General features: G+C 65.0%; 17 protein-coding genes, 1 tRNA gene and 1 pseudogene. 12 read left to right on the forward strand and 7 right to left on the reverse strand.

The window, feature by feature from the left end; translation table 11 throughout:
- Window positions 1–55: 55 nt before the first annotated feature.
- The 12 genes and pseudogenes from ACFQ4G_RS10535 to ACFQ4G_RS10590 all read left to right on the forward strand — a co-directional run bounded on the left by ACFQ4G_RS10535 (window position 56) and on the right by ACFQ4G_RS10590 (window position 9,869).
- On the forward strand, window positions 56–283 hold the full coding sequence (locus ACFQ4G_RS10535) for a DUF4170 domain-containing protein (protein ID WP_238205918.1): 228 nt from the start codon (window positions 56–58) through the stop codon (window positions 281–283).
- 127 nt (window positions 284–410) lie between these two features.
- Window positions 411–1,355 (forward strand): ribose-phosphate pyrophosphokinase, encoded by a 945-nt coding sequence (locus ACFQ4G_RS10540; RefSeq protein WP_019903469.1) that lies wholly within the window; start codon window positions 411–413, stop codon window positions 1,353–1,355.
- 293 nt (window positions 1,356–1,648) lie between these two features.
- Window positions 1,649–2,359: a DUF1013 domain-containing protein gene (locus tag ACFQ4G_RS10545; RefSeq protein WP_238205916.1), complete on the forward strand. Its 711-nt coding sequence runs from the start codon at window positions 1,649–1,651 to the stop codon at window positions 2,357–2,359.
- A gap of 154 nt (window positions 2,360–2,513) precedes the next feature.
- Window positions 2,514–3,092, forward strand: coding sequence for a hypothetical protein (locus ACFQ4G_RS10550; protein ID WP_379040146.1), 579 nt, complete (start codon window positions 2,514–2,516; stop codon window positions 3,090–3,092).
- 286 nt (window positions 3,093–3,378) lie between these two features.
- The gene (rpsA, locus tag ACFQ4G_RS10555; RefSeq protein ID WP_227438246.1) at window positions 3,379–5,109 is read left to right on the forward strand and encodes a 30S ribosomal protein S1; all 1,731 of its coding nucleotides are present in this window, start codon (window positions 3,379–3,381) and stop codon (window positions 5,107–5,109) included.
- A 133-nt stretch (window positions 5,110–5,242) separates the two neighbouring features.
- A pseudogene (locus ACFQ4G_RS10560) lies at window positions 5,243–5,332 on the forward strand (malate:quinone oxidoreductase); the annotation flags it as partial.
- Window positions 5,333–5,887: 555 nt separating this feature from the next.
- Window positions 5,888–6,868, forward strand: coding sequence for a signal peptide peptidase SppA (gene sppA / locus ACFQ4G_RS10565; protein WP_238205913.1), 981 nt, complete (start codon window positions 5,888–5,890; stop codon window positions 6,866–6,868).
- Window positions 6,869–6,931: 63 nt separating this feature from the next.
- Window positions 6,932–7,243: an integration host factor subunit beta gene (locus ACFQ4G_RS10570; protein ID WP_238206004.1), complete on the forward strand. Its 312-nt coding sequence runs from the start codon at window positions 6,932–6,934 to the stop codon at window positions 7,241–7,243.
- A gap of 31 nt (window positions 7,244–7,274) precedes the next feature.
- On the forward strand, window positions 7,275–7,646 hold the full coding sequence (locus ACFQ4G_RS10575; RefSeq protein WP_238205911.1) for a lipopolysaccharide assembly protein LapA domain-containing protein: 372 nt from the start codon (window positions 7,275–7,277) through the stop codon (window positions 7,644–7,646).
- Between the two features lie 14 nt (window positions 7,647–7,660).
- Window positions 7,661–8,317, forward strand: a complete 657-nt coding sequence (locus ACFQ4G_RS10580) for a phosphoribosylanthranilate isomerase (RefSeq protein WP_238205909.1) — start codon at window positions 7,661–7,663, stop codon at window positions 8,315–8,317.
- Window positions 8,318–8,435: 118 nt separating this feature from the next.
- The gene (gene trpB, locus ACFQ4G_RS10585; RefSeq protein ID WP_238205907.1) at window positions 8,436–9,677 is read left to right on the forward strand and encodes a tryptophan synthase subunit beta; all 1,242 of its coding nucleotides are present in this window, start codon (window positions 8,436–8,438) and stop codon (window positions 9,675–9,677) included.
- A gap of 115 nt (window positions 9,678–9,792) precedes the next feature.
- Window positions 9,793–9,869, forward strand: a tRNA-Met gene (locus ACFQ4G_RS10590).
- Between the two features lie 125 nt (window positions 9,870–9,994).
- On the opposite strand, the gene ACFQ4G_RS10595 is transcribed toward ACFQ4G_RS10590, so the two are convergent.
- The 7 genes from ACFQ4G_RS10595 to ACFQ4G_RS10625 form a co-directional block, all read right to left on the reverse strand.
- Entirely contained in the window at window positions 9,995–10,888 is an 894-nt protein-coding gene (locus ACFQ4G_RS10595) for a hypothetical protein (protein WP_238205905.1), read from the reverse strand.
- Between the two features lie 3 nt (window positions 10,889–10,891).
- A complete protein-coding gene (locus tag ACFQ4G_RS10600; RefSeq protein ID WP_238205903.1) occupies window positions 10,892–11,875 on the reverse strand; it encodes an SPFH domain-containing protein in 984 nt (327 codons plus the stop codon).
- A gap of 19 nt (window positions 11,876–11,894) precedes the next feature.
- A complete protein-coding gene (locus ACFQ4G_RS10605) occupies window positions 11,895–12,620 on the reverse strand; it encodes an NUDIX hydrolase (protein WP_238205901.1) in 726 nt (241 codons plus the stop codon).
- Between the two features lie 280 nt (window positions 12,621–12,900).
- Window positions 12,901–13,977: a BMP family ABC transporter substrate-binding protein gene (locus ACFQ4G_RS10610; RefSeq protein WP_238205899.1), complete on the reverse strand. Its 1,077-nt coding sequence runs from the start codon at window positions 13,975–13,977 to the stop codon at window positions 12,901–12,903.
- Window positions 13,978–13,999: 22 nt separating this feature from the next.
- Complete coding sequence (locus tag ACFQ4G_RS10615) at window positions 14,000–14,926, reverse strand: ABC transporter permease (RefSeq protein ID WP_238205897.1); 927 nt, start codon at window positions 14,924–14,926, stop codon at window positions 14,000–14,002.
- Between the two features lie 130 nt (window positions 14,927–15,056).
- On the reverse strand, window positions 15,057–16,133 hold the full coding sequence (locus ACFQ4G_RS10620; RefSeq protein ID WP_238205896.1) for an ABC transporter permease: 1,077 nt from the start codon (window positions 16,131–16,133) through the stop codon (window positions 15,057–15,059).
- Complete coding sequence (locus ACFQ4G_RS10625; RefSeq protein ID WP_238205893.1) at window positions 16,123–17,703, reverse strand: ABC transporter ATP-binding protein; 1,581 nt, start codon at window positions 17,701–17,703, stop codon at window positions 16,123–16,125. Before ACFQ4G_RS10625 ends, ACFQ4G_RS10620 begins: the two co-directional genes overlap by 11 nt.
- Window position 17,704: the final 1 nt, after the last annotated feature.

The raw sequence follows: 17,704 nt of genomic DNA on the forward strand, positions 1-17,704 counted from the left end.
CTGCAACCTCGATCGCGGCCCGTGCCAGCGGCCCACCGCCTGCCAAGGAGAGACGATGACCACCACGATCGACAGCGGACAGAAGCTGCACCTCGTCTTCGGCGGCGAACTCGAGAATCTCGACGGCGTCAACTTCCGCGATTTGAAGGGGCTCGACATCGTCGGAATCTTTCCAGACTATGCCTCTGCCCAGAGCGCCTGGAAATCCAAGGCGCAGGCGACCGTCGACAGCGCTCAGACACGCTACTTCATCGTCCATCTCCATCGCCTGCTGGAGCCGTGAGCTGTGCAGGGCCACCTCCAATCATAAGTGAAGGCATTGTGACGCCGGGTCGGGGGCTGTTAATGGATGCCGCGCCGAGGAGCGAGCATCCGGAGCGGCGCAGGAAACGTGAGATGAAGACGGCGGCATGAAGTCCTCGATCAAGATCATCGCTGGAAATGCCAGCCGTCCGCTGGCGGAGGCGATCTCCGCTTATCTCGAGCTTCCGCTGGCAAAATGCATGGTCCGGCGCTTCGCCGACATGGAAATCTTCGTCGAACTCCAAGAGAACGTCCGCGGCGAGGACGTGTTCATCGTCCAGTCGACCTCGTTCCCCGCTAACGATCACCTGATGGAATTGCTCATCATGATCGATGCGGCGCGGCGCTCCTCGGCGCGGCGCATCACGGCAGTGATCCCCTATTTCGGCTATGCCCGTCAGGATCGGCGCACATCGGGCCGCACGCCTATCTCGGCCAAGCTCGTTGCCAACCTGATCACCGAGGCCGGTGCAGACCGTGTGATGACCCTCGATCTCCATGCCGGACAGATCCAGGGCTTCTTCGACATTCCTACCGACAACCTCTTCGCTGCCCCGGTGATCGTGCGTGACATCAAGGAGCGCCTCGATCCGAAGGAATGGATGGTGGTCTCGCCCGACGTCGGCGGCGTGGTCCGCGCCCGCGCCATCGCCAAGCGCATCGACGCGACGCTGGCCATCGTCGACAAACGCCGCGAGCGCCCCGGCGAATCGGAGGTGATGAACATCATAGGCGAAGTCGAGGGTCGCTCCTGCATCCTCGTGGACGACATCGTCGATTCCGGCGGCACCCTGGTGAACGCGGCGGAAGCCCTTCTCAATGCCGGCGCCAAGGACGTCTCGGCCTACATCACCCACGGCGTGCTGTCGGGGGGCGCTGTCTCTCGCATCGCCGCCTCGCGGATGAAGGAGTTGGTGATCACGGATTCGATCCAGCCGACGCAGGCGGTCAAGCTCGCCCGCAACATCCGCGTCGCCACCATCGCTCCCCTGCTCGGAGAAGCCATCGGCCGGACCGCGACGGAATCGAGCGTGTCGAGCCTGTTCGTCTGACGATCGGCGCCGCGGATGTAGGGCGCCCCACCGCGCCGATACGTTGGGGCCGATCGTAGGGTGGATCCATGGCTCCATAGCAGAGTTTCGGATCGCGGAGGGAGATCGGGCGTATCCGGTCGTCCATCGGCGATGTGCCGACGTGAAGGCAATTGCGCGCCCTTCGAGCGCCGCCTATATACGCTGATCCCCTTTTGAGAGCGTGAGACGGGACTTCCGGATCGATTCATCCGGAGCCTGCGGACCGATGCCCGGCGCCGCCCGTTCCACTGCCAACGTCGGAGCCACAGAGCATGTCCCAAGGTCCGCTGATGCCGAAGGCGACCGCCGTCTGGCTGGTCGAGAACACCTCGCTCGCCTTCGAGCAGATCGCAGATTTCTGCAAGCTTCACCCTCTCGAGGTGAAGGGCATCGCCGACGGCGAGGTGGCGGCCGGCATCAAGGGGCTCGATCCGATCACCACCGGGCAGCTCACCCGCGACGAGATCGAGAAGGCGCAGAAGGCTCCCAACTACAAGCTCAAGGTCGCCGTGTCGAAGGTGAAACTGCCCGAGGTCAAGCGCACCACCAAGGGCCCGCGCTACACCCCGCTCTCGCGGCGCCAGGATCGTCCGAACGCGATCCTCTGGCTCCTGCGAAACCATCCCGAGTTGAAGGATGCGCAGGTCATCCGCCTCGTCGGGACCACAAAGTCGACGATCCAGCAGATCCGCGAGCGTACCCACTGGAACTCAGGCTCGTTGCAACCGATGGACCCGGTGACCCTCGGCCTCTGCACGCAGATCGACCTCGATTTCGAGGTGCAGCGCGCCGCCAAGGACCGCCCGGCGGTCTTGCCGACCGATGCCGGCGCGACCCTGCTGCCCACCGAAGTCTCCACGGCCGGCAATTTCGAGGAAGCCGACGCGCACCACCGGAACGAGCGCGACGAGAAGCTCAATGCGGATTCGGTCTTTGCCAAGCTCAAAGGCATGCGCAGCACCGAGGACGAAGACGAGGATTGAGTTTCGCCTCGGCTGTCTTTCGCTCCGCCCCGTGATTCTGAAGGCGTCGCGTGTGCGGCGCCTTTCTTGTCTTGGTGCGGTGCATGATCGCCAAGCATAAGAAAATGCGCAATATTGATGTCCCTCGATTGGCGAGGACACTTTTTCGGGGCGAATGATGGCCTCTCGCGACGCAGGACACGACGTGGCGGAATACGAGCCAGGCGGCTTTGGTTTCGAGTCCGAACTGCTGGCGTCCGATTCTCGCGTGGTTGCGACCGACACCGATTCCGACGGTCGAACGGTGGCGTCCGAGCCCGTGACACTGGCCGAATCGTTGATGAGCGAAGAGGGCTGGAGCCCGCTGAATTTCAGTGAGACGGGCCCGAACCCGCCCTATCTCCGCATCGGCGGAAAGCTCTGGATGACGCTCACGGAATACGAGCCGTGCTTCTCGTCCCACAGCCGTGATCGCATCCTGTTCCGCTCCAAGGTCTCGATGGCCGAGCACCTGCAGAAATACGATCAGATGATGATCGATCCGCTCGCCTTCGAGGAATGCTACGGTCCTGACCAGGGCACCGACGCGACGTTTCCCTTCGGAGCATGGCTGACGATCCGCAAGATCGGGTTTTCCGGGATAGAACTCTGGGACAAGCGGCGCGGCGACGTCATGCTGCCGCTGGAGCCGCTCTCCGTGGCCTCCGCGATCTGGCTCCGCCATGCCGACACACCGCGCTGGATGCTGACGTGATCGGCGCGCCTGCGGCCGCTGCAATGCATTCTGTTGCCGAAACAAGTGTGATCGGTTATGTGAGCCGCGTCCTCCAACTGGATCCGGCTGCGCGCGGGCGCTTCGTCCCGCCATCGGCCCGTTGGGGAATGGCCCTCGACCATCGTTTCAGATTGCGTCGGCCCTCCCAAAGGGGGGTGAGCCCGTCCGGTCCCCCAGAGGGATCCGCGGGCGACGATCGCCGAGGGTGCCCCGTCACACGAACCGCCGACGCCGGCCTCCATCGAGAGGCCTGTCAGGAGACAGAATGACCGCTGGTAACGCGCTGCAGCGTAACCCGAGCCGCGACGACTTCGCGGCTCTCCTCGAGGAGAGCTTCCTCGAGCACGAGATCACCGAAGGTTCCGTCGTCAAGGGTCGCGTCGTCGCGATCGAGAAGGACGTGGCCGTCATCGACATCGGCGCCAAGACGGAAGGCCGTGTCGCTCTCAAGGAATTCAACGGCCCCGGCCGCGAAGGCGAACTCGCCGTCGGCGACGAGGTTGAGGTCTATGTCGACCGCATCGAGAATGCGCTCGGCGAGGCCGTGATCTCGCGCGACAAGGCGCGCCGCGAGGAGAGCTGGGTCAAGCTCGAGAAGGCCTTCGAGGCCAACGAGCGCGTCACCGGCGCTATCTTCAATCAGGTCAAAGGCGGCTACACCGTCGACCTCGACGGCGCCGTGGCGTTCCTGCCGCGTTCCCAGGTCGACATCCGCCCCGTGCGCGACGTCACCCCGCTTCTCGGCACGCCCCAACCGTTCCAGATCCTCAAGATGGATCGCCGCCGCGGCAACATCGTCGTGTCGCGTCGTACTGTCCTCGAAGAGAGCCGCGCCGAGCAGCGCTCCGAGCTGGTGGCCAACCTCGAAGAGGGTCAGGTCATCGACGGCGTCGTCAAGAACATCACCGAATACGGTGCGTTCGTCGATCTCGGCGGCATCGACGGTCTGCTGCATGTCACCGACATGGCGTGGCGCCGCGTGAACCACCCGTCCGAGGTCGTGACCATCGGCCAGACGGTCAAGGTCAAGATTATCAAGATCAACCACGAGACCCACCGCATCTCGCTCGGCATCAAGCAGCTGCTCGCCGATCCGTGGGAGGGCATCGCTCAACGCTACCCGGTGGACGCCAAACTCAAGGGCCGTGTCACGAACATCACCGATTACGGCGCCTTCGTGGAGCTGGAGCCGGGCATCGAAGGCCTGATCCACGTCTCGGAGATGTCCTGGACCAAGAAGAACGTTCACCCCGGCAAGATCGTCTCCACCTCGCAGGAAGTGGAAGTGCAGATCCTTGAGGTTGATCCCGTCAAGCGCCGCATTTCGCTTGGTCTCAAGCAGACCCTCCAGAACCCCTGGGAGGCCTTCGCCGAGCAGCATCCTGTCGGGTCCGAGGTCGAGGGCGAGGTCAAGAACAAGACCGAGTTCGGCCTGTTCATCGGTCTCGACGGCGACGTCGACGGCATGGTCCACCTGTCGGATCTCGACTGGAACCGTCCCGGCGAGCAGGTGATCGAGGAGTTCAAGAAGGGCGATATGCTGCGCGCCCAGGTTCTCGACGTCGACGTCGAGAAGGAGCGCATCTCGCTCGGTGTGAAGCAGCTCGGCGGCGACCCCTTCACTGAGGCCGGCGAGTTCAAGAAGGGTCAGATCGTGACCTGCGAAGTGCTGGAAGTGAAGGATTCGGGCGTCGAAGTTAAAATCGTCGACACCGATCTCTCCACCTTCATCCGCCGGGCCGAGCTCGCCCGCGACCGTGGTGATCAGCGCCCCGAGCGCTTCGCCGCCGGTGAGAAGTTCGACGCCCGCGTGATCCAGTTCGATCGCAAGGCGCGTCGGGTTCAGCTCTCGATCAAGGCCCTGGAAATGGCCGAGGAAAAAGAGGCGATGGCCCAGTTCGGCTCCGCCGATTCCGGTGCCTCCCTCGGCGAGATCCTCGGCGCGGCCTTCAAGAAGGCTCGCACCAGCGACGACAAGGACGACGCGCAGGACTAAATCCGGCGCCGACGCAAAGATCGCCTGCTCTTCGGAGCCGGCGGTCTCGTCTCCCGAACGCCCGCGTGGGATCGCCTCCCGCGCGGGCGTTCTTCTGTCTCGACCATGCCGATAGCCGTCACAGTGGCGGCGATCGCTGCACCTCCTCCAGAAATCCGGCATTTGGGAAGGCGAGGGTTATGCGGGCTTCCCCGTGGGCGGCTCTTTCCTCGTCGACGAGAACGAGCAGTTGCAATTGCCGTCGCCTCCGCAAATCGACGTGAACGCATTGAGGCAGACATCGGCCAGCAACACCGTCCTCGACGAACCCCTTCCACGACCTCGTGCCCTGAACACACGAGATCGGATGCCGCACACGCCCATGTCGTCGACACGGCATCGGCGGCCGGTGCCCCAAGCCAGTCGACCGCTCCAATCCTTTGGAGATCTCTGAGTCCGCCTCATTGGGCTTCTTTTGCGTGACCATTCCGCGACGGTCTTCGATCTGCTCGGTGCGTCTCTCCCCGCTGCCTCGCTCCTACCCATGAATGACCTTTTGCAAGCCCTCTTGCCGGTCCGCCGCAGGGAGCGCTAGAACACGGCCCTGCTTTCGCGTCTCGGCGGCATCACCAATATCCCGACTGAAGGATGCGAGAGGTACCAAAGGCTTGGTGCAAACCGGCGTCTGGTATGGAACAACGCTCGAGTGGATGACCGACGCGCCATGCTTGCGCGTCGTCGAGCCCGAGAGCGAGCAACCGGCCGTAGAGGTCGGATCACAAGGGAGCGATACGATCGCATGGCCGCAGACGCCGAACTTTTGATCGATCGTCGGCGCTTGCGCCGCAAGCTCTCACTATGGCGCGTCGTCGGCATCGGCGGCCTGATCATTGCCGTCGGTGCTCTCGGCTACCGGGTACGCGGCGGCGAAGGCCTTGGTTTCCCGGCGATCAAACCGCAGATCGCACGCATTTCCATCGGCGGCTTCATTGCCGGCAGCGAATCGACCACCAAGCTGATCGAGCGTGTGCGCGATGCCAGCGCGGTCCAGGGCGTGATCGTCTCGATCTCGTCGCCCGGCGGCACCACCACGGGATCCGAAGAACTCTATCGCAACCTCCGTTCACTCGCCGAGAAGAAGCCGATGGTCGCCTTCGTCGATGGCACCGCAGCTTCGGGTGCCTACATCGCCGCCATCGCGGCCGACCACATCGTCGCGCGGGAGACAGCTCTCGTTGGTTCCATCGGTGTCCTGTTCCAGTATCCCGACCTGTCGGGCCTCCTCGACAAGGTCGGCGTGAAGGTCGAATCGGTGAAGTCGTCGCCGCTCAAGGCCGAACCGTCGGGCTTCACCCCGACCTCGCCGGAAGCGCGTGCCGCCTTGGCCTCCGTGGTCGGTGACACATACGCTTGGTTCAAGGGTCTGGTTTCCGAACGGCGCAAGATGAACGACAAGGAACTCGCCACCGTCTCAGACGGACGCGTGTTCAGCGGTCGCCAGAGCGTCCCGTTGAAGCTCGTGGACAGCGTCGGCGGCGAGCGGCAGGCGGTGGTCTGGCTCGAGACCGAGCGCAACGTCGCCAAGGGCCTGCCCGTGCGCGACTGGAAGCCGAAATCCGAGAGCGACTTCAAACTCTGGTCGGCGCTGGGAACCGGCGCGGACCTCATGGGCATGGGCGGCCTCGCCACCCGCCTGCGTCAGGTCGGCGACGAGACGGCGAGCATAGCGCAGGGAGGGTTACTTGCCCTATGGCGTCCTGCCTCGGCGGATGCGCCCTGAGGACGCTTCAATATCAGAACAGCATGGGTGCCCGGCCCGCATGATTCCAGGGAAGACCGCCGCATGATCAAATCGGAGCTCGTGCTCAGGATCTCAGAGCAGAACCCGCATCTCTACCAGCGCGACGTGGAAACACTCGTGAAAGCTATTCTCGACACGATCGCCGACGCGCTGTCCCGTGGCGACCGTGTTGAGTTACGGGGCTTCGGTGCCTTCTCGGTCAAGCGCCGCGAGGCGCGCCGCGGGCGCAACCCGCGCACCGGTGAAGCCGTTGCCGTCTCCGAGAAGGCCATCCCCGTGTTCAAGACGGGCAAGGAGATGCGCCAACGCCTTAACGAGGCCGGCATCGGCGAAGAGGAATCCGCCGAGCTATGAGCAGCCTCGCACCATCGACAGGAGTGTTCCGATGATCCGCTTCCTCAAGGGTTTGGTCCTTCTTCCTGTCGCGATCGTGGTGGTCGCCCTGGCGGTAGCCAATCGCGAAACGGTTCGCCTGTCCTTCGATCCGTTCTCCGTTGATACGCCGGCTTTCAGCCTGCCGTTGCCACTCTACGCCCTGATCTTCGCTTGCATCGCTATCGGCATCGTCTGCGGCGGTATCGGCAGCTGGCTCGGCCAGTCGGGCACGCGGCGGAAGAGCGCGGAGCGTCGCCGCGAAATCCGTCGCCTGGAGGGCGAGACCGAGCGCCTGAAATCCCATGTGGCGGCGAGTGATCCTGCACCGACGGAGCGCTATCACGGTCTCGACAGCCGTGTGGCGCTCCCGGCCCCGCGCTAGACGCGGCAACGACCATGCCTACGATCCGCATCAAGATTTGCGGGCTGAGCACGCCCGATACCCTCGATGCGGCCCTGTCGGCTGGTGCCGACCTCGTCGGCTTCGTGCACTTCCCGAAGAGCCCGCGCCATGTCGGCTTCGAGCAGGCGCGGCTCCTGTCGGAGCAGGCGAAGGGCAGGGCGGATCGAGTCGTTCTGCTCGTCGATCCCGACGATGCCCTGGTGAAGGCGGCCATCGAAGCGATCGATCCGGACTGGATCCAGCTTCATGGACGCGAAACGCCGGAGCGGGTCGCCATGATCCGCGACCTCGGTGGCAGACCTGTGATGAAGGCCCTCGGGATCGCTACGCATGCGGATCTCGCCGCCCTTGTCGACCATGTGACGGCCGACCGTATCCTCCTCGACGCCAAGCCGCCGTCCAGCGCGGACCTTCCCGGCGGTAACGGCCATGCCTTCGACTGGAATCTGCTTGCGGGAACGTACCTGCCACAAGGCACCATGCTGTCCGGCGGCCTTACCCCGGACAATGTCGGAGAGGCGCTGGCAATGACCCGCCTGCGCGCCATCGACGTCTCTTCGGGAGTGGAGACGAGCCCCGGAAGGAAAAGCGCGGAGCGCATCGCGGCCTTCATCGCAGCGATTAGGGCTGTCGAATCGAGCTTGATTTAATGATTCGACGTGTTGGCCGCATTGTAGCCGCCCCCCGTGCGGGTCTAGGCATTGGCTCAACCGCATGCCCAGGCCGAACGACACGTCGCCGGCCTCAAGACGCGAAGGACGACAGCCCGTGACCATCGCCCCCTCTCCGAACTCGTTCCGCAATGGACCGGACGAGCGCGGCCGCTTCGGTATTTTCGGCGGCCGCTTCGTCGCCGAGACGCTGATGCCGCTCATTCTCGAACTCGAGAAGGCCTATACGGACGCGAAGGCCGACCCGGCCTTCCAAGAGGAAATGAACGGCCATCTGACCCATTACGTCGGCCGGCCCAGTCCTCTCTACTATGCCGAGCGCATGACCGAGTACCTGCGCGCGAAGTCGGCTCCCGGTCACGGCGCGAAGGTGTTCTTCAAGCGTGAGGAGTTGAACCACACCGGCTCGCACAAGGTGAACAACGTGCTCGGCCAGATCATGCTGGCCCGCCGCATGGGTAAGCCTCGGATCATCGCCGAGACCGGAGCCGGCCAGCACGGTGTCGCCACCGCGACCCTCTGCGCCCGGTTCGGCCTGAAATGCGTGGTCTATATGGGCGCCGTCGACGTGGCGCGTCAGGCGCCCAACGTCTTCCGGATGAAGATGCTCGGTGCCGAGGTGATCCCGGTCCAGTCCGGCACCAAGACCCTCAAGGACGCCATGAACGAGGCCCTGCGCGACTGGGTCACTAACGTCGCCGACACCTTCTATTGCATCGGGACCGTCGCCGGCCCGCATCCCTACCCGGCCATGGTGCGCGACTTCCAGTCGATCATCGGCCGCGAGACCAGGGAGCAGATGCTGGAGATGGAAGGGCGGCTGCCGGATTCGCTCATCGCCTGTATCGGCGGCGGCTCGAACGCCATGGGCCTGTTCCACCCGTTCCTCGACGACCGCGAAGTCGAGATCTACGGGGTGGAAGCGGCCGGGCATGGCATCTCGTCCGGCCTTCATGCCGCGTCCCTGTCCGGCGGCAAGCCGGGCGTGCTGCACGGCAACCGCACCTACCTGCTGCAGAACGAGGACGGCCAGATCGCCGACGCGCACTCGATCTCGGCCGGCCTCGACTATCCCGGCATCGGGCCCGAGCACGCCTGGCTGCACGAGGCAAAGCGCGTCACATACCTTTCGGCGACGGATTCCGAGACGTTGGAGGCGTTCAAGCTGTGCTCGATGCTGGAGGGCATCATCCCGGCTCTCGAGCCTGCCCATGCTCTCGCGAAGGTGTTCGAACTCGCCCCGATAAAGTCAGCCGACCACCTCATGGTCCTCAACCTCTCGGGCCGTGGCGATAAGGATATCCCGCAGGTCGCCGAGATCATGGGCACGCGGCTTTGACAAAATGTCGACGGGGCGGCCGGTCACGCAAACACCCCGTTGACACCCGGCAGCGGACTTCCCTATACCGCCGATCTCTTCAGAGGGGCTCGCACTTGGCGGGCACCTTTGTAATGGCGGGGTAGCTCAGTTGGTTAGAGCAGAGGAATCATAATCCTTGTGTCGGGAGTTCAAATCTCTCCCTCGCTACCAAAATTTCGGTCGTCCAGACGACCCGGCAAAAAGCCCCGAACCCTCGGTTCGGGGCTTCTGTCGTTTTGGGCGGTATCGCGAGGTCTGAGCATAGCGGAGCCCGTCGTTCCGCCGAGAAAGTCGGCTCAGCCAACCGCAAGGTTAAGCGTACGCTCGGCTTGCGAGAGTCTGACTTGGCAGCCCCATCCGAACGTCAGGAAATCCTGCTCGATCCCGTCGGCGAAGACGACGCCACCATCGTTCATCCGTGAGGTGACGAGAAGCCCGGCATCATCGAGCTTTCCGGCCCGCAACCGCGTGGTGGTGGCGATGCTCGGAAACGGCTCGCGCACCCAGTAACCCACCGCCGGTTCCTCCGCCCCGATCGGGACAGCGAGGTGGGTCGCCTCGGCGATGGAGCGCGCCCAACCCGTAATCCCCGTGCCCGATGCGACGATGAGCCCGCTGGAGGACTGATCTTCGGCGTCGCCCGCCGCCTCGATCCTGTAGCGCGCGGATTGATGGCTGCGATGTCCCACGAATATCTCGTTGAGCGCGAACAACGTCTCGCCATGGTCGAGCACGGCCTGCACCATGGTGCGCCGCTCCACCTGCGCCGCGCCGTTGACGCTGGCGAGGAGGAGTTCCCTCAGCCGCTCCACGGCGACACGCGCCAGAACGCCGTCGTAGAGGTCCGGTGCCGGATTGATGCCGATCACCGGCTGCGCCCGGAGATACTTCGCGACGTTGGCGACGAGCCCGTCCTGACCCACAGCGACGATAACGTCGTCCGGCGCGAACAGGAAGCGGTCGAGGTCGGCACGCTTCACCAGCGCCTGCCGCCACTCGTCCGGTACGGAAGCCCGCGCCCGGGTGAGCACGGCGTGGAAGCGCTCGTGGCGCTCCAGAACGTCCTCCAATCGTTGTCCGCGGCTCTCCAAGAAGAAGCGGACCTGCCCGCTCGTGGCATGCCGGGCGATCAGGGCTTCGTAATCCGTCTCGCGAATGACGAAGACGGCGCGATGGGTGAGGACGGGCACGGCCTAGCGCCCGCTTACCATCGAGCGCGCCTTGTGGAACTCGCCCACCACGGCCGCGAGCAGGTCCGGCGTCACGTTGACGTGCTCGATCGTCTCCAGCTTGCCGGCGAGTTGCTGTGCGGCGAGCCCGAACAGGATGGTGGGCGGTAAGTCGCGGTAGATTGCGACACGCTGTTGCTCGGCGATAGCCCTGGCCCCCTCCACGAGACGGATGCGCTCCGCCTCGGCCGTCGCCTCGACGGCCTGTGCGTCGGCGATGCCCTCGGCGCGGCTTCGCGCATTCTCCGCTTCCTCCGCGATCAACAACTTCTCCTGACGCGCCAGCTCGGTCCTGGTGGCGAGTTCGTTCTCCGCGATGGCGCGCTCCTTCTCCACTGCGAGGGCGCGGCGGGAGAAGGTCGCCTCATCGGCCTTCTGCTGAAGCGCCTCGAAGGTCGGCGTCTGCAGAGCACGTTCGAGTTCACTCGTCGGCGCCAAGTTGGTGAGCCGCACCGAAACCGCTGCGACGCCGATCTCGGCGAGGGATTGATCCGCCGCCAGCACCATTTCCAGACCACCACGGAGAGGCTCCGGGCCGGCATCGAGGATGGTTCGCACCGGCTTGCCGCCGAGATATTGCAGCACCGCCTGGCTGGCGATGCCGGCGATGCGTGCCTCGATCTTCTCGATGGGCTCGCCCTGCAGCTTGCCGCTGAGAAGCGCGATCGAGAAGTCGATGCGGTTGGCCAACCGCTCGGGATCGACCACGTGCCAGCCGATGGTCCCTTGCACGGCGACGGCCTGGAAATCCTGGCTTCGTCCACGGACGAACAGCGTCATCTCGCGGTCGTCCATAGGTACCTCGGCGATGCTCGACGTCTCCGGGCGAAACCAGAAGACGAGACCGCGGCCGCTCTGCCGGATACGGCCCTTGCGATAGCGAATGACGTGGCTGCTCGCCTCACTCCTCAATTGAGCAATCAAGCCGATGTTTCGGATCGTGGCCATGGGGAAACCTCCTGTCCAATCAGCGTGATCGTTGGAATCTGTAGAGTTCGGCGGGGCGGAAGGACGTCCCGGCCTCACGCAGACCGGTGGGCGCCAGCCAGCCGCGATCCAGCATCCTGCGTCGGAAGGCCGGCTTGTTGAGCGTGGTATCGAGAACCGCCTCGTGCACGTCCTGCAACTGCCGTAGGGTGAACTGCTCGGGCAGAAAGGCGAAACCGACATCCGAGTAATCGAGCTTGCCGCGCAGGCGCAGTATCGCCATCGCGAGGATGTCGGCATGGTCGAAGGCGAGAGGGAGTGTCTCGCCCTTCGGCGATAGCGCCGAGACCGGTCCGCCCGCTTCGCCCGACCAGGGCACCTCGATTGTCGCAGCGAGGAGAGACGAAGAGCGCTCCAATGCCTCTGAGAAAGCGGATTCTGGCAAGAGGGCGAGATAGGCCACGCTGACGATCCTCATGCGCGGATCACGGTCGAGGGCCCCGAACGTGTAGAGCTGTTCGAGATGCATTCCGGCGAGGCCGGCCTTCTCGCTAAGGACATGCAACGCAGCCGCGTCGATCGGCTGGTCGATCCCGACGAAGCCGCCGGGCAATCCCCAGCGACCTGCATGCGGAAACTGCTCCCGCTTGAGCAGCAACGCCGTCAGGCGCCCGTCGCGCAGGCCCAGCAATACGAGATCGACGGCGAGGGCAGGGCGCTCGTAAGCAGCGGGATCATACTCTGCGAGGAATTCGACTTCGGTCATGAGGCAGCCTTATATGCTTGATACATCTTAGTTAGATGCATTGAGCATATAAGGCAAGGGGTCGAGTGCTTTTGGCTAGGCCATTCGGCACGAGGCCTGGATCAAGAGCTGAAACGCCTCATCTGCAAGAGATGCCTGACCACGCCCGGGGCGCGCATCAGAACAAATCCCACTCGCCCCGTTTCCCTTGGCTCGAAACATGAAAAAACCGGCAGCCGCGTCTCGGCGGTCGCCGGTTCCGAATTGAGATCGGTCGAGTTGGGTACCGGACGCGGAGCGATCAGTTCGGCAGCTTGTCCTCGATGCCCTTCACGTACCAGTTCATGCCGAGGATCATCGGATCGGGCGCGTTGTCGCCATCCTTCACGGCCACGGTCCCGTCCTGCTTGAGCACAGGGCCTTTGAAAGGATGGAGCGTGCCGTCCGCGATCGCTTTCTTGGTCGCTTCGGCTTTGGCCTTCACATCGTCGGGCATGTTGGCGAAGGGAGCCAAAACCACCATGCCATCCTTGATGCCGCCCCAGGTGTCCTGACTCTTCCAGCTGCCGTCGAGGACCGCCTTGGCCTCATTGATGACGTAGCCGTCCCAATCGTCCACGATGGAGGTGAGTTGGGCCTTCGGCGCGAAGCGCATCTGGTCGGAAGATTGGCCGAAGGCGAGCTTGCCCTGTTTCTCGGCTTCCTGAAGCGGCGCCGCGGAATCGGTGTGCTGGGAGAGGACGTCGGCCCCCTGTGCCAGCAGCGCCTTGGCCGCTTCGGCCTCCTTGCCCGGATCGAACCAGGTGTTCACCCAGACGATCTTGAGCTTGATGTTCGGGTTCACCGACTGCGCGCCCAGCATGAAGGCGTTGATGCCGCTCACCACTTCGGGGATCGGGAAGGAGGCGATGTAGCCCAGCGTCCCGGTCTTCGAGAGCTTGCCGGCAATCTCGCCGCAGATGTAGCGGCCCTCGTAGAACCGCGCCGAATAGGTCGAGACATTGGCCGATCGCTTGTAGCCGGTAGCGTGCTCGAACTTCACCTTTGGAAACTTCTTGGCGACCTTCAGGGTCGGCTCCATGAAGCCGAACGACGTGGTGAAGATGAGCTGGTGGCCGGAGCGCGCGAGGCTCTCGATCGAACGCTCGCTATCCGCCTCGGGCACGTTCTCGAGGAAACTCGTTTCCACCTTGTCAGGCATGGCCGCCAGCAGCGCCTTGCGGCTCTGGTCGTGCTGGAACGAGTAGCCGAAATCCGCCACTGGGCCGACATAGACGAAGCCGACCTTGAGCTTGCCAACCGGCTTCTCCTGCGCCTGAACCGAACTGATTCCGAGCGCGAGTGCCAGGGAGACGGCGACCCCCTTGATGATCCCCATATCCTCGTCGTCCTCTTCTGTTTCAGCGAAACGGCGTGAACACGCGGCCTAGGGAGGCCGGCGCCAGCGAGCCGCCCTGTCGCCGTCCCAGGGAGAGCAAGACGAGGGCCAGGATCGTGGCGAGATAGGGCAGGGCGGAGAGGGCTTGGCCGGGCAGGCCGAACCCCGCCGCCTGGGCGTGGAGCTGGAGCACGGTCGCCCCTCCGAACAGCATGGCGCCCGCCATCACCCGCACAGGGCGCCACGAGGCGAAGACGACGAGGGCCAGGGCAATCCAGCCGCGCCCGGCGGTCATGGCCGGCGCCCAGAACGGGGTGTAGGCCAGCGACAGGTAGGCCCCAGCGAGACCGGCGCAGGCCCCACCGAACAGCACTGCGAGGAAGCGCACCTTGCGCACCTGCAATCCGAGCGCATGGGTCGAGGTGTGGTCGTCGCCGATGGCGCGCAGTGCCAGGCCGGCCCTGGTGCACCAGAGGAACCAGGCGATGCCGCCCACCAGCGCGAAGCCGGCATAGACGAACGCATCCTGCCCGAAGACGAGGCGGCCGATGCCGGGAAAATCGGTGAGACCGGAGATCGTGAGATGCGGCGCCGGTTCCCGTTTCATGCCGACATAGGAGGCGCCGACGAGTCCCGACAGGCCGAGACCGAGGATCGTCATGGCGAGCCCCGAGGCGACCTGATTGGCGGCGAGCACCACGGTGAGGATGCCGAACAGGGCGGAGAGGGCAAGCCCCGCACCCGCTCCGGCCAACGCCCCTACAAGGGTAGACCCCGTCTCCACCGCGACCGCGAAGCCAGTGGCGGCGCCGAGCACCATCATGCCCTCGACCCCGAGATTGAGCACACCGGAACGCTCGACGACGAGTTCGCCGAGTGCCGCGATCATGAGGGGCGTGGCGGCGGCAACGATAGTGACGAGCACCATCTGCAGAACGTCGAGGGTCATGATGAGAGCTTCCTTCGACGCGCCGTCATTCCAACCGACACCCATGTCCCACGTCGGACATCCGCCTCTTCCCGCAGAGCAGGCGGAAGGAACACGTGAAGGGCCGCGAACGGCCGGCTCGACATGCCCGTCACGTCGCCGTCCCGGGCACGAAAAGGACGCGGTAGCGCGACAGGGCATCGGCCCCGAGCACCAGGGCGAGCAGCAATCCCTGGAAAGCGCGGGTGAGATCGAGGGGTAGTTTCAGATCGATCTGCGCTCCCTCGCCACCGATGGTGGTGAGGGCGATGACCAGCGCCGCCACCAGGATACCCACTGGAGAGAGCCGTCCCAGGAAAGCGACGATGATGGCCGTGAAGCCGTAGCCCGGCGAGATCGACGGCTGGAGCTGCCCGATCTTTCCCGCCACTTCGGCGATGCCGGCGAGCCCCGCCGCACCACCGGAAACCGCAAAGACTGCCAAGGTGAGGCGCACGTCGCTGAAGCCAGCGAAGCGCGCCGCGCGCGGGCTCGCTCCCACCACCCGGACCTCGAAGCCGAACAGGGTTCGGGCAAGGACGATCGTCGCGACGACCACCGCCGTCAGGGCGATCAGGACGCCGGCATGGAGGGTATCGCCTTCCATCAGGTAAGGCAGGCGGGCCGCATCGTCGAAGGTGACGCTCTGAGGAAAATTATAGCCGGCCGGATCGCGCAAGGGGCCGCGTGCCATGTAGTCGAGCAACAACTCGGCGACGTAGACCAGCATCAGGCTGGTGAGGATCTCGGAGACGCCGAGCCAGACCTTGAGGATTGCCGGGATCAGCGCATAGGCGACACCGGCCAGTGTGCCCACGGCGAGCATCAGCGGCAAAACCCAGAAAGTGCTCCCCCCAGCCCCATGGGTCGCCACCGCGATCCAGCCGCCGAACAAGCCACCGATGACGAACTGACCCTCGGCGCCGATATTCCAGACATTGGCGCGAAAGCAGAAGGCGAGACCGATGGCGATGAGGGCGAGGGGTGCGGCCTTGAGCGCCACCTCCTGCAGAGACCACACCTCGCTCAAGGGCGCGATGAAGTAGGTGACGAAAGCGGTAGCCGGCGAGCGGCCCATCACGGCGACCACGACGCCGCCGATGGCGACGGCAACGACGAAGGCGAGGATCGGCGCGAAGCCGTCCATAAGGCGGGAGCGATTGGTGCGCGGCGACAGGTCAATGCGCATGGCTGGCCGCCTCCCTCGTCGATGACGGCGCTACCGCTTCCGTGCCCACGCCCCCGGAGCCGCCCATCAGCAACCCCACCGCCTCGCGGCTCGTCTCGCTCGCGGGCACCGCCCGCGAGAGCGTCCCGTCATGCAGGACCGCGATGCGGCCGGCGATCTCGAACAACTCGTCAAGGTCCTGGCTGATGACCAGCAGGGCGGCGCCGCGCCCGGCGAGATCGAGCAGGGCCTGGCGGATATGCGCGGCGGCGAGCGCATCGACGCCCCAGGTCGGCTGGTTGACGACGAGGATGCCCGGCTCGGCCATGATCTCCCGCCCCATCAGGAATTTCTGGAGGTTGCCCCCGGACAGGGTGCCGGCGGCGGGGTCCGGGCCGGCCTTGCGCACGTCGAAGGCGCCGATCACGTGTTGGGCCAATGCCTTGGTCGCAGCGCTGCGCAGGAAGCCGAAGCGGCTGAGCCCGGCGGTGGCATGGCGCGAGAGGAGGGCATTGTCGGAGAGGCTCAGGGTTGGTGCGGCCGCATGGCCGTTGCGCTCTTCCGGCACGAAACAGGCGCCGTGGCGTCGCCGCTGGGTGATGCCGAGGCGTCCGACGGGCTGTCCATCGAAAGCGACCATACCGGCTTCCGGAGCCAGGGCCTCACCGGACAGCGCGTCGAACAGCTCCGCCTGGCCGTTGCCGGCGATGCCCGCGATGCCGACGATCTCGCCACCGGCGACAGTGAGGGAGATGTCGACAAGCGCCGTACCGTGCAAGCCGGAGGTCGTGAGCGAGAGGTTCGAGAGCACGAGCCGTTCAGGCCCGAGGGGTACGCCGGAGGGCGGCTTCACCTCACCGACCTGCACGCCCACCATCATCGCGGCCAGGGAACGGGCGCTCTCCTGCCGCGGATCGCACGCCCCCACGACCTTTCCGCCGCGCAGGATGGTGGCGCGGGAACACAGGCGACGGACCTCGTCGAGCCGATGCGAGATGTAGAGCAGGGCACGGCCCTCGTCGCGCAGGCGCTCCAGCACCGTGAACAGGCCCTCCGCCTCGCCCGGCGTGAGAACCGAAGTCGGTTCGTCGAGGATCACGAGGCGCGGATCCTGCAGCAGGCAGCGGATGATCTCGATGCGCTGGCGCTCGCCGGCCGAGAGCGACCAGACCGGCCGGTCGGGGTCGAGATGCAAACCATAGGTGGTACCCACCGTCGACATCTTCTTCTTCAGCGCTCTCGCGCCCAAGGAGCGCGGCATCACCAGGGCGATGTTCTCGGCCACCGTCAGGTTCTCGCACAGCGAGAAATGCTGGAACACCATGCCGATGCCGAGCGCGCGGGCGGCCTCCGGGTTGGCGAGCTTCACGATGTCGCCGCGATGGGTGACGACTCCCTCGGTGGGCTCCAGGAGCCCGTAGAGGATTTTCATCAGCGTCGACTTGCCGGCTCCGTTCTCGCCGAGCAGGGCGTGAATCTCGCCAGCGCGGATTTCGAGGTCGACGCCGTCATTGGCTTTGAAGTCGCCGAAGCGCTTGACGATACCATAGGCGCCGAACAGCGGCGTCGGCCCCTCCGTGACCGGGGGCACG

It is taken from the genome of Methylobacterium marchantiae (genome assembly GCF_042679825.1).
Lineage (GTDB): Bacteria > Pseudomonadota > Alphaproteobacteria > Rhizobiales > Beijerinckiaceae > Methylobacterium > Methylobacterium marchantiae.

Excerpts from the sequence above, each read along its gene's own strand:
- ACFQ4G_RS10540 (WP_019903469.1), top strand. The coding sequence starts at position 411 with ATGAAGTCCTCGATCAAGATCATCGCTGGAAATGCCAGCCGTCCGCTG.
- ACFQ4G_RS10580 (WP_238205909.1), top strand. The coding sequence starts at position 7,661 with ATGCCTACGATCCGCATCAAGATTTGCGGGCTGAGCACGCCCGATACC.
- sppA (WP_238205913.1), top strand. The coding sequence starts at position 5,888 with ATGGCCGCAGACGCCGAACTTTTGATCGATCGTCGGCGCTTGCGCCGC.
- ACFQ4G_RS10545 (WP_238205916.1), top strand. The coding sequence starts at position 1,649 with ATGTCCCAAGGTCCGCTGATGCCGAAGGCGACCGCCGTCTGGCTGGTC.
- ACFQ4G_RS10570 (WP_238206004.1), top strand. The coding sequence starts at position 6,932 with ATGATCAAATCGGAGCTCGTGCTCAGGATCTCAGAGCAGAACCCGCAT.
- ACFQ4G_RS10605 (WP_238205901.1), bottom strand. The coding sequence starts at position 12,620 with ATGACCGAAGTCGAATTCCTCGCAGAGTATGATCCCGCTGCTTACGAG.
- ACFQ4G_RS10620 (WP_238205896.1), bottom strand. The coding sequence starts at position 16,133 with ATGCGCATTGACCTGTCGCCGCGCACCAATCGCTCCCGCCTTATGGAC.
- ACFQ4G_RS10550 (WP_379040146.1), top strand. The coding sequence starts at position 2,514 with ATGATGGCCTCTCGCGACGCAGGACACGACGTGGCGGAATACGAGCCA.
- ACFQ4G_RS10535 (WP_238205918.1), top strand. The coding sequence starts at position 56 with ATGACCACCACGATCGACAGCGGACAGAAGCTGCACCTCGTCTTCGGC.
- rpsA (WP_227438246.1), top strand. The coding sequence starts at position 3,379 with ATGACCGCTGGTAACGCGCTGCAGCGTAACCCGAGCCGCGACGACTTC.
- ACFQ4G_RS10575 (WP_238205911.1), top strand. The coding sequence starts at position 7,275 with ATGATCCGCTTCCTCAAGGGTTTGGTCCTTCTTCCTGTCGCGATCGTG.
- ACFQ4G_RS10615 (WP_238205897.1), bottom strand. The coding sequence starts at position 14,926 with ATGACCCTCGACGTTCTGCAGATGGTGCTCGTCACTATCGTTGCCGCC.
- ACFQ4G_RS10600 (WP_238205903.1), bottom strand. The coding sequence starts at position 11,875 with ATGGCCACGATCCGAAACATCGGCTTGATTGCTCAATTGAGGAGTGAG.
- ACFQ4G_RS10610 (WP_238205899.1), bottom strand. The coding sequence starts at position 13,977 with ATGGGGATCATCAAGGGGGTCGCCGTCTCCCTGGCACTCGCGCTCGGA.